The following is an 11,271-nucleotide window of genomic DNA, read 5'->3' on the forward strand; positions in this document are numbered from 1 at the left end:
CTTCGTATTGTTAAAAGCGCTCTGTACCACCGTCTTCCATTCAGAGTTCATGCTGGTGAAGCCAGCCTTACCGCTGCCGGGGTCTTCAAGATATTTAACTACTTCATGCAGAATGAATCGTTGATCCTGACTTTCTATTTTGTCCTGCGCTAGGAGCAGTTGGGCCATGGTCACGATGTAGGTCCATGACCAATGGAAAATCTCAACTGAGCGTAAATGCTTCTTAGGAATGGTTACAGGGTGGTGGGTCGGGAAGGCGACAAATTGATTAGTAATAGTAATAACGGCATCAATGCCATGTTCCTTGGCCTGTTTGATATATTTTAATAGCTGGTCTTCTCCAACGGTCTCGCTGCCTACCTTGGCTTCAACCAAAGCATGCCACTTCGTTCGGCCAGTATTTAGAACGACAAGCCCATCAGGTCGGTCATCAGGACTCTTTTTTTGGTTTATTGGGGTTTCATTTTTGAAGACTACTTCGGTCCAAGCCTCAAGCTTTGTGCGTTCTCCAACGCGTTTGTTGATCGATTGAAGCATCGCTTTGCGAAATTCATATACCGACATTAGCGCTGCCAAGAGTATAGAAGTTGCGCGCTCCTCTTTTTTGCTGTCAGCCAGAGTAGGGATTAACCGGGCATATTTTCCCTGTGATGTGTATTCAGGACGGGTTTCGCTCATATGGATTCCATGATTATTTTTAAAATAGTTAATCCACAAAAGCGAATTCTAATTTGAATGTCAATGAAATGGTTAAGGTAATGGAAAATTAAAATTATTTGTAAGATAAAGCTTACAAATAATGTAAGAGCCTATGTTAATTGAGAGATGGTTGTTTTACCTCTTGGTTGATTATTTGGTCTTTGAAGTATGTTTTTGTTTTTATTTATTTTTATGACAAAAGCTTTGCTCGTAAGGTCATCACAAATGCGCCAATACACATGTAAGAGCTTCTCCAGGAGCTTTTAATGCACCTTGGCGCAATCCGCCCATACCCCCTACCTTGTTGTAAAGACAAGAGGAAAGATTATGCTCAATAATCTCGCCAAAAAGCTGGGCCTTCGGACGGATCCGACTATTTTTTTCACCTCTGCAGGCATCATGGTCCTGTTCCTGGTGGCGCTGTTGATTGCACCAAACGCGATAGGGAGTGCCTTTGGTGCGGGGCGGGAGTGGGTGGTTACTAACCTTGGCTGGTTTTTTATTTTAGGGGTGACCAGTTGGGTGGCATTTTTGCTATGGGTGGCGATTAGCCGTTACGGGGCAATTCGCTTGGGCGGTAACGACGCCAAGCCTGCGTATAGCAACATTTCCTGGTTCACCATGCTGTTTGCGGGCGGTATCGGTACGGTGTTGATGTTCTGGGGGGTTGCCGAGCCTATTTCCCACTTCTCTACGCCTCCCAGGCCGGGTGTCGAGCCCTTTTCGGTAGAAGCCGCCGACGATGCCATGAGCTTTTCGATCTATCACTTGGGGCTGCATACCTGGGCGATTTTCGCGATGCCGGGGTTGGCGTTTGCGTACTTTATCTATCGTTACAACTTGCCGATGCGTTTTAGCTCCGTGTTCTACCCGTTGCTGGGCGAGCGCATTTACGGCCCTGTCGGCAAAACCCTCGATATCTTTGCCATTCTGGGCACGCTGTTTGGTGTCGCGGTTTCCCTTGGCTTGGGTACCCAGCAGATCAATGCGGGGTTAACCGAGCTGTTGGGTGTGCCGGATTCGGTGTTTACCAAAGTGACTATTATCGCGGTGCTGACCGCCATTGCCGTTGGGTCAATCGTGGCCGGGCTGGATTCCGGTGTGAAGCGGCTTTCCAATATCAATATTGGCATGGCGGTTGGCTTGCTGGTGTTTGTGCTGCTTACCGGCTCGACCGTGTTTTTGTTACGTGCCGTTGTTGAAACCTTTGGCCTGTACATCACTAATCTATTGCCGATGGCGTTCTGGAATGACACCTTGGCCCGCTATACCAGTACTGATGGCAGCGGCTGGGGGTGGCAGGGCAGTTGGACGGTGTTCTATTGGGCCTGGACGGTGACATGGTCGCCTTTCATCGGCATCTTTGTGGCACGTATCTCTCGCGGGCGCACCATCCGTGAGTTTGTGCTGGGTGTGCTGTTTGCGCCTTCCATGTTTACGCTGGTGTGGTTTGCGATCTTTGGTTGGTCGGCCATGGAGATTGATGGCATTGGCGCAGCGGCTCGCGAGGCAATGGGGGGCCAGGCGGGTGCCTTGTCCGCCGCCGTGGCTGAAAGCATCCCGCTCGCCATGTTCGCGTTTTTTGAGAACTTCCCAGCGGCTACGTTAATCCAGGGCTTGGCGGTGGTGGTCGTGGCAATTTTCTTCGCTACTTCGTCAGATTCTGCGTCGTTGGTGGTCGATATGTTGTGTACCGGCAGCGCCGACCCTGGCCCTTGGTATCAGCGCGTATTCTGGGGTGTTTCGGAAGGCATGCTGGCCGCTATGCTGATTGTGCTGGCGGGTGATGCGGGGCTTACCGCACTCCAAGAGGTAATTACCGTGGTCGGTTTGCCCATGTTTATCCTGGTGTTTGTCATGATGCTATCGCTGCTGCGCGGCCTTTCTCATGAGGACCTTACCAAAGTGAAAGTAGGCAGCCCGCCCAAGCCCGAAAAGCTGAACGAATAATCTTACAAAATGGCCACACAGAAAAATGCCCGCTGATGGCTCAGCGGGCATTTTGTGTAGCGTTCGGAAGTTTAATCTTCCTTGTTCGCACGTTACCAATATTCGAGCCAGCAGTCGTTGAGTTGTCTCGTAGTTAGAATAGCAAAACTATTTAAAACGGCAGAACGCCGCTAAAGCCAATCCCTAGTACGGCGATCACGACAACCACGACAACAATAACGGTAGTAGAAGGCATAATTACATTCCTTGTAAGGGTGGAGAGCCTTTAAGGCTAGTGCATGGGTGGCTTTTTCGCACGTGGCGAGGCGAACATGCCGATACGGAATGATTACCCGGTGGGCTGATTAAGGGGCTGAAGCCAATTAGGAACTGAAGTAGAAGCTGAAAGTAGAAATTAAGCGTAGCAACGAACAGAGGAAAGCAGAGACTTAACCCATTAGCGCCCAGCAGAGGTGCTGGGCGCTATGATGACTACTGTAGGCACGTTAAGGCTATGCTGGTTTTCCGCAGCTACAGTTGTGACCGCAGCCCGTGGAGCCGTCTGTATGGGCAATAGCACACGCCTCGGAGCAGAATTTCTGACCATCTTTCTCAATGGATTGGTCGTCCACGGAACAATCGCATTTCGGGCAAGCACACTGTTGTTGAGCCATATTGCACCTCCTGTGTTGGTAACGTCAGCATAGACCCGGCTCCCAGTGTTATGTAATTGCGTTAGTGATTTATAGTTCCAGCTCGGCGTAGCGTTCCGCCATAAAGTCCAGCAACACGCGCACTGAGGGAAGCAACTCGCGGCGTGCAAGGTAAACCGCGTGAATCACTTCTTGGCGTAGTTCCCATTCCGGTAAGACAAGCGTCAGCTGGCCGGAATCAATGGCGCCCGGCAGCACCAGCTTGGGCATTTGCGCAATACCAATGCCTGCTAGCGTGGCATGGTAAAGGGCGGTCATGTCGGTGGTAATAAAGCGTGGCGTATGCTCAATAACCTCGATGTGTTCGTTGCGCTGTAATCGCCAAATGTGCTGCTCCATGGGCCTTGCGCGGCTGATACTGGGAAAGTGGGTAAGGTCGCTGGGCGCTTTCGGCTTCCCATAGCGGCTGAGCAGTTTCGGGCTGGCCACCAGGCACTGGCTGCTTGCTGACAGCACCTTGTGGAACAGATCGCTATCTTCAAACGGTAGAGGGCGGGCACGAATAGCAATATCAATACCTTCCGTCAGGGGGTCTACATGGCGGTTGGTGGCTTCCAGGTGAATATGTACCTGGGGGTAGAGTCTCATGAAATCCGCCAGCATCTTGCTGACATGAAAGTTAAGTAACCCGGTGGGGCAGCTAAGCCGTATGATGCCGCAAGGCCCAGACTGGCTCTCTTCAATCACCTGCTGGGCAGCCTCAACTTCTTCCAGCATGGCTTTACAGTGCAGGTAATAGCGCTGGCCGATATCGGTCATACGCAGATGCCGCGTTGAACGGTGGAGAAGCAGTACTCCTAATTGTTTTTCGAGCTCCCCAACGTGTCGGCTAAGCTTTGACTTGGCGATGCCCAAGGCGCGCCCAGCGGGTGCAAAGCCTTCGTGGTCCACCACTTGGACAAAATAGTACAGGTCGTTGAGATTGGGGATGGTCATTATCGTTCTCAAATTGAAACGGTGTGTTGTGATTTTCCCATCTAATCACCGAGCAGACGACCGTCTACACTCAGTTTTGTAAGTCGCAAGGCCAACCGGAGCTGCCAATGGTGATGGCTCCATTAACTGAGTGCTAGGAGTGGATCATGTCAAAACCTTACGTTCGTCTAGATAAAGATAACGCCGCCGTATTGTTGGTTGATCATCAAGCGGGCCTGCTTTCACTGGTGCGCGACATTGAACCTGACCGTTTCAAAAATAACGTATTGGCCCTGGCTGATACAGCAAAGTACTTCGGTTTGCCCACTATCTTGACCACCAGTTTTGAAAATGGTCCTAACGGCCCGTTAATGCCTGAGTTAAAAGAGCGCTTCCCCGACGCGCCTTACATCGCTCGCCCTGGCCAAATTAACGCGTGGGACAACGAAGATTTCGTGAAAGCCGTTAAAGCGACCGGTAAAAAGCAGCTGATTATCGCGGGCATCGTTACCGAAGTGTGTGTTGCCTTTCCGGCACTTTCTGCCCTGGAAGAAGAGTTTGACGTGTTCGTGATCACCGATGCATCCGGCACCTTTAATGCCATGACGCGCGATGCTGCCTGGGACCGTATGTCAGCCGCCGGTGCGCAAATGATGAGCTGGTTTGGCGCGGCGTGTGAGCTTCACCGCGACTGGCGTAATGATGTTGAAGGCTTGGGTACCTTGTTCGCTAATCACATTCCCGATTATCGCAACCTGATGAACAGCTACAGCACGCTGACGAGCAAGTAATTACGAGTAACCACTGGCGGCGGAATCTGTCGCCAGTGGCTTCTCTCACCTGGGGCAGCAAGGCAGGTTTATCTTCATCGATAACGGTTACTACGTCATAAAACATAACGAAAAAGCCGGGCCGCCTTGCCTACGCTATTATTGAGGAGTGCAGCACATGAGTTGGATGCCGACGATTGAACCCCAATGCCCATCAGCGGGTGGTCTGAAGGATATCGAGACGCTGATTATTCCCCGTGCGCGTGACCTGGGCGGCTTTGAAGTGCGCCGCGCATTGCCTGCGCCCAAGCGGCAGATGGTCGGCCCATTTATTTTCTTCGATCAAATGGGGCCTGCCGAGTTCTTAACGGAAGGTGGAATCGATGTTCGCCCTCATCCGCATATCGGCCTGGCCACCGTTACGTACCTTTATAAGGGGGAATTTCAGCACCGTGATAGCCTGGGCACCAACCAAATGATCTATCCGGGAGAGGTCAACTGGATGGTGGCCGGCAATGGCGTGACGCATTCAGAGCGCACTAGCCCCATTACCCGTCGGCAGCCAACCCATTCGCTGTTTGGCATTCAAACCTGGGTAGCGTTGCCTGAAGAACACGAAGATAAACCCGCCACCTTTGAGCACCAGGGCCAGGACGCACTGCCGCTACTGCAGGGTGAAGGCAAAGAGGTGCGCTTGATTCTAGGCACGGCTTGGGGTGAGAAAGCCCCCGTACAGACCTTCTCGGACATGTTTTATGCCGATGCTACCTTGATGCCGGGCGCCAAATTGCCACTGCCTGATAACCATGAAGACCGAGGCGTTTATATTACCTCGGGCAGCGTGATTATCGCCGGTGAAGTGTTTGAGGAGGGCCGGATGATGGTGTTCCGCCCAGGCGACCCGATTACCGTTACGGCAGGCGAGCGCGGCGCGCGCTTAATGCTGCTGGGCGGCGAGACGCTTAACGGCCCGCGCTATGTCTCCTGGAACTTTGTCGCCTCTTCCAAAGAGAAGCTTGAAGCCGCCAAGGAAGCATGGATTGAAGGCGACTTTGAACATGGCCGCTTCCAACTGCCACCTGACGACAATAGCGAATTTGTTCCTTTCCCAGGCCAGCCGGGTAATTAAAGGCCTGACTACTTTCTACCGCGTTTGAAAATAAGCATAAAAAAGCTCGCATGAGGGAATACCTCAGCGAGCTTTTTTCACAGCGTTTTACAAGCGGCTATCGCGCAGCTTTGGGCTACAGAGTGATGACACCGATAAGGTAGCCAAAAAGCAGTAATACAAGGCTGAAGACCCACATAATGCCGAAGGAGTACCGGATATGTTTGCCCATTTCCAGCCCGGCAAGCTGTAACGCTAACCAAACGGCCGGGGCAAGCGGGCTAACAAAGGTGCCGATAATATTACCGATCACCATTGCGTACGCGGTTGAAACCGCTGGAACCCCTGCATTGCCGACCACTTCAATCACGATAGGCAAAAAGGCGAAGAAGTACGCATCGGTGCTCAGAATAAGATCAAACGGTACGCCAAAAATGCCGATCAATATGTGCATATAGGGCACCACGGCTGCCGGTAGAATTGCCACGATATCCGCCGATAACTCGCTCAGCATATTGGAGCCATTAAGAATCCCGAGGAAGGTGCCCGCGGCAATAATAATGGTGGCCATAACAAGGGCATTGGGCGCATGGCGTTTGATGCTCTGCATCTGCCCATCCATCTGGGGAATGTTAACCGGTAGTGCCAAGGCAACACCGATCATAAAGATCAGCGCGGGCGGCAAAGTGTCCATGGTAAGCGCAACGACAACCGCGAATAACAGCAGCGTATTAAAGGCCATTTTCCAGCCGGGCACCTTGTTGGCGGCTGGCTGTGTTCTGAAGGTTTCCTGAATATTGGCGGTGGCTGTGTCATTCAAGGCAGCGTCAGAGTCAGAGTCGAGTGAAGGCAGGCGCTTGATACGACGATTTTCACGCAGGCCTAATACCACTGCCAGTGCGAGTAGAAGGACCAGCGCAAATATCTGCAGGGGAATAAGCGGGCGCCATAGCTCGCTTGGGCTCATGCCGAGTACTGAGCCAATTCGGGCGAGCGGGCCAGCCCAGGGAAGCATATTCATAATGCTGGCGCCCAAACCGACCAGCAGTAACAGCAGGTAAGGGCTCATACGCAGGCGCTGGTAGGTTGGTAGAAGTGCAGGAATGGTTAGTAGAAAAGTGGTGGCTCCGGAGCCATCCAGGTGGGCAATACTGGCAACAAGTGCGGTGGCTACGGTAATGCTAACCACATTGCCTTTGGATACTGACAGCACCTTGCGAATAACCGGTTCAAATAGCCCCGCATCCTGAAGGATACCGAAGAACAGAATGGCAAACACAAACATGACAGCGACAGGGATAACGCGTGCGAAGCCTTGCTCATAAAACATCGCGATATCATCAATACCAAAACCGGTAACTATGGCGGCAACAATAGGCACAAGGACGAAGGCCACCAGGGGCGATACGCGTCCGCTTAACAGCATGGCTACAATAGCAGCGATAGCGGTCAGGCCCGCTAGGCTTAGCGACATTTTCAGCTCCTTGAGCGTGAATTTTCAATCCAGGGTATTTCACTACTTCCTGAATTAAACTAATGGTTAATAAACTAAAGTCGCGCGGATTATGGTGACTCTGTTTTGGCTGCACAACCTAGACTTTATGCTTAGTCGTCTTGTAAACGCCGATATGTAGGTGAACGGTTTTGCACTAACAGAGAGACGATGAACGGGCTGGTACCTGATAACCAGGGTTTATAGGGGGCGGCTTAAGGCGAGGCCTAACTGGCTGAAATAGCGTTGAAAAGCAGTGTTGATGTGCTGGCGGGCGCTGCCCTGGGGGTAAAGGCCAAGTTCGGCTTCTGGGGTGGCTTTGGTGCCTTTAACCAAAAAGTGATTCTTGATCGGCGCGTCCTGCACAAAGGCTTCAAACGCGCGGGCGCATAGCTCTTCCGGTTTGCTGTAATACACTTGTCCCAGCTTGCGGTCCATGGCTACCGAGTGCTGAAAAAGCTCACTGGGCTGCTTGCCGCCGGGTTGTAGCAGAATGGCCGTAAAGCACTCTATTAGGCGCAGGTTAAGCGGGTGCACAATAGGCGGCGCATCAGCCAGCCAGGCGGCTGATGCAAATATATCGCGAGATAGCCCCGTGAAACACTTTTGCGCAATGTAGTGATCAAAGGCATGAAACCACTCGTGGGCAATACTGCCAGAGCCTGCGTTCTTAGCCAGCGCAAAGCTGCGCTGGGCGGGGTCGTAATGGGCGGCAACGCCGGGCCGCCCGCCGCTGCCATACTGCAATGCCAGTGAACCGCGTAATGACACCAGCGTTTCGGGGCCTTGTAGAATCAACATCAAATCGCACAGCGCATCATGAAACAGCTCCGCTGCACGGTCGCGCTCAGCAGGGGTTACCCAGCGGCCAATTTCGATGGAGCGAAAATCGAACTGGCGCCGAATAAGCGCAAAGCTACTGGGCTCCTGCTGGCGATGAGACGGCCCGTTGCGATAAAACGTTCGAGCGTCGATACTCACGGCGCGCTTACCTGTTGGCTATCGGTAAAGGTATTCAAGCTAGACAGCCTGAGGATTAGTGCTGAATCCTTGCCTCCCTGGCGTGAATAAAGAAGTCACGTAAACGTTTCAGGGACTCTTCATCCCAGCCGGGCGGTTCGGAAAGCGCGGCCCAGGCATCAATATAGTCTTCCGCCGCAATTTCATGGCCAAAGCCTGGCGGGGCGCTTTCGGTAGTAAGGTCTACCAATAATTGCAGCATTGTTACCACAGGATACCAGCGCAGATCGGGTGAAACATCGGGACCACGCGGTGTGTGCATCCAGTCTGGTTCACGCCAGAAAGAAGCGGGTTCAAAAAACGTAATGGGGTCGCTGGCATATTGCAGGTAGGCAATACGAAAATTTCCCCATTCTCCCGGTACTTCTTGAAGCCCCTGCGTTTGGTTCATAAAGCGCACTACCGAGCCATCGCGAAACCTGGGTAGCCAAGCTGGCGAGCCAGGGTCACGGTCAGCCGTAATGCGTTTCCATGTGTCGCTTCGGAAAGGCGGGCCGGCCCATAGCGCTCCATTAAAGGGATCATCAATAATATCGTAGAGATCAAACGAAAGATCCGAGTTAAGTGCGCCCAGGCTGAGCCCAAACAGGTACAGCCGAGGACGTTCGTCACTGGGAAGGCTGGACCAGTAATCATAGACCACTGCAAATAACGCCCGGGCATTTTCGACGCCATAATCGGCTTCAGAAATTAGCGATAGATGGCTGGGCAGATAGGAGTATTGGGCCGCTATCGTGGCAATGTCGCCGCGGTGTAGGTATTCCGCTGTATCCTGCGACCCTGGGTCTATCCATCCACGCCCTGTTGGTGTCGCTAATACCAAGACAGAACGCTCGAAACCGCCCACTCGGATCAGTTCTTCCAGCGCGAGTTTGGCTCGCTCGGTAGGCGTTTCAGCAGCATTAAGACCCACATAAACGCGGACAGGGTCAGGAGCTTCTTCGCCCAGAAAGTCACCGATTTGCGCGCCGCTTGGGCCTTCGGTCACAAAGCGTCGGCCACGACTGCCTAACGCTTCCCAGCTAATTAACGACTCTGCGCTGCCGGGCTTTAGTGGGTCTTCAGGCGGAGAAAGGTCGCTTTGCATAAGCTCATCTACCTGCTGAAACGAGCGGTCGGCCACCTTTAGCGCATACGAAAAAATAATGCCTTCGATAACGAGCCAAAACAGCGCAATAGCGGCGATCGTGCCCAGCACATAGGCCACTCGGCGGGGCAGAATATAAGCCAACTTACGTGAAAGTAGCCGGAAGGTACGCCTGAAAAGCAGCGCCATAAGCATTAAAAACGCAAACACACCCAAGGCAATTAAGGCAATGGAGAAGGGGTGTGTGCCGCTAACGGGTTCCATCTCCATTAGTTGGCGAATACTATTTTGCCATTCGGCGGCTCGCCATAAAAAAAGAGCGGCGATGCTCAGGGATACAGCGGCGGCTAACCAGTGAAAATACGTTTCCAGCCGCGCATTGGGGGCAGGTAAATGGAGGTAACGCCAAAGCCCATGCCCCATCACTCCCAACGCATAGCCCGCGGTAAAACTTAGCCCCGACACGATGCCTTGCGCGATGAGTGGGCGAGGTATAAGGCTTGGCGTTAGCGAAAACGCAAAGAAGAGCGTGCCCAGTACCAGGCCCACGCCTGAAAAACGCGAAAGGCGTGAGAAGATCCACTGTTGTTGTCTGCTCAGTTCCATTGGTTATCCATGGTCGCTGTAGGCTTTGAACGAAAATCGCTAAGGCGTTGGCGCTAAGCGAGTGGCTTTCTGCTAACTTTATTCTATTTCAGGCGCAATGAACTTGCGAATAGATGGACTTTCGAACAGGTGGATATGCGCATAGGAGTGAAGCGTCATGGGTGGGGGAGGAATAAATGCTGGGTATGGAACCAGACGAAAAGAAGCCCCCGATGCGAGGGCTTCTTTGCGTCTCCTTGACCATCCATGACATCTTACAGCTCATCCTGAGCGATCGCTTCCTTGCTAGCGGTTTCCTTGCCGCGAACACTACAGACCATAGCTAAAAGTTAATTGGTGTACAAATAATTATTGTAAAGATATTGTACGAAAACGTTTCAGAACTGATCCGATGCGCAATGGAGGCAAACTTCTGTATAAAAAATGGCCAATGCTTGCCTGCGGGTTGGCCTTCTGCTGTGCTTAATGGCTGAATTCAGGGTTGGCTCGTTGTGGCGTAGGGCGATACCAGGCTTGAGGTTGAAAGTCGAGTTGTCCGTATTACCCATTTATCAGTAATAGTACGAAGAAATTAGTATATATTTTTGAGTTATACTTAACGTAATTGTCTTGATCAGTGGTCCCCAAAGCTTTTGTTGGTAATTTGGCGCCGTTTTTATAGTCAAGTTGTTTAAAGTTTAATAAAGTTTATTTGATAATTTGCTAAGATCGAAAAGGTCTAAAGTTTAGCTTTTGTTTTATTCGGTAATTATTAACCTTGTTTGGCAGGTGCTTTTGCTTTGAAATAAAACATTTGCAGGGTGTATTAAATGTTTGTAAAAAAAGCGCTTGTTTTATCTTTTCATAACCTGGGTTAGATAACTCAGACGCTTTAGCCCGGATTTCTCACAGGGTATAAAAGAAAGCGGCTGAAAGTGCTATGATTTCAAGAA

Annotated in this window: 9 protein-coding genes; 3 read left to right on the forward strand and 6 right to left on the reverse strand. The window is 51.7% G+C overall.

Translation table 11 applies throughout. From position 1 onward, the window contains the following. A partial coding sequence (locus ACT3TJ_RS17365) for a hypothetical protein (RefSeq protein WP_444622724.1) occupies window positions 1-678 on the reverse strand: 678 nt, incomplete at its 3' end. Window positions 679-1,026: 348 nt separating this feature from the next. Here ACT3TJ_RS17365 and ACT3TJ_RS17370 point away from each other — a divergent pair. Continuing rightward, window positions 1,027-2,649: a BCCT family transporter gene (locus tag ACT3TJ_RS17370; RefSeq protein WP_444622723.1), complete on the forward strand. Its 1,623-nt coding sequence runs from the start codon at window positions 1,027-1,029 to the stop codon at window positions 2,647-2,649. Between the two features lie 491 nt (window positions 2,650-3,140). On the opposite strand, the gene ACT3TJ_RS17375 is transcribed toward ACT3TJ_RS17370, so the two are convergent. After that, the gene (locus ACT3TJ_RS17375) at window positions 3,141-3,302 is read right to left on the reverse strand and encodes a metallothionein (protein ID WP_193053101.1); all 162 of its coding nucleotides are present in this window, start codon (window positions 3,300-3,302) and stop codon (window positions 3,141-3,143) included. 69 nt (window positions 3,303-3,371) lie between these two features. Further along, window positions 3,372-4,277, reverse strand: coding sequence for a LysR substrate-binding domain-containing protein (locus tag ACT3TJ_RS17380; protein ID WP_226913377.1), 906 nt, complete (start codon window positions 4,275-4,277; stop codon window positions 3,372-3,374). Between the two features lie 146 nt (window positions 4,278-4,423). On the opposite strand from ACT3TJ_RS17380, the gene ycaC reads away from it, so the two are divergent. Both ycaC and ACT3TJ_RS17390 read left to right on the forward strand, forming a co-directional pair. Next, a complete protein-coding gene (gene ycaC / locus ACT3TJ_RS17385; protein ID WP_192528638.1) occupies window positions 4,424-5,047 on the forward strand; it encodes an isochorismate family cysteine hydrolase YcaC in 624 nt (207 codons plus the stop codon). A 157-nt stretch (window positions 5,048-5,204) separates the two neighbouring features. Beyond that, entirely contained in the window at window positions 5,205-6,155 is a 951-nt protein-coding gene (locus tag ACT3TJ_RS17390) for a pirin family protein (protein WP_444622722.1), read from the forward strand. Between the two features lie 115 nt (window positions 6,156-6,270). Here ACT3TJ_RS17390 and ACT3TJ_RS17395 read toward each other — a convergent pair whose 3' ends face one another. The 3 genes from ACT3TJ_RS17395 to ACT3TJ_RS17405 all read right to left on the reverse strand — a co-directional run bounded on the left by ACT3TJ_RS17395 (window position 6,271) and on the right by ACT3TJ_RS17405 (window position 10,339). Next, window positions 6,271-7,608, reverse strand: coding sequence for a CitMHS family transporter (locus tag ACT3TJ_RS17395; RefSeq protein WP_444622721.1), 1,338 nt, complete (start codon window positions 7,606-7,608; stop codon window positions 6,271-6,273). 219 nt (window positions 7,609-7,827) lie between these two features. Continuing rightward, window positions 7,828-8,607 (reverse strand): CLCA_X family protein, encoded by a 780-nt coding sequence (locus tag ACT3TJ_RS17400; protein WP_444622720.1) that lies wholly within the window; start codon window positions 8,605-8,607, stop codon window positions 7,828-7,830. Window positions 8,608-8,662: 55 nt separating this feature from the next. Beyond that, the gene (locus ACT3TJ_RS17405) at window positions 8,663-10,339 is read right to left on the reverse strand and encodes an alpha/beta hydrolase (RefSeq protein WP_444622719.1); all 1,677 of its coding nucleotides are present in this window, start codon (window positions 10,337-10,339) and stop codon (window positions 8,663-8,665) included. Window positions 10,340-11,271 lie beyond the last annotated feature (932 nt).

Origin of the sequence: Halomonas sp. AOP30-A1-24 (assembly GCF_052378165.1) — a bacterium.
Classification (GTDB): domain Bacteria; phylum Pseudomonadota; class Gammaproteobacteria; order Pseudomonadales; family Halomonadaceae; genus Vreelandella; species Vreelandella citrativorans.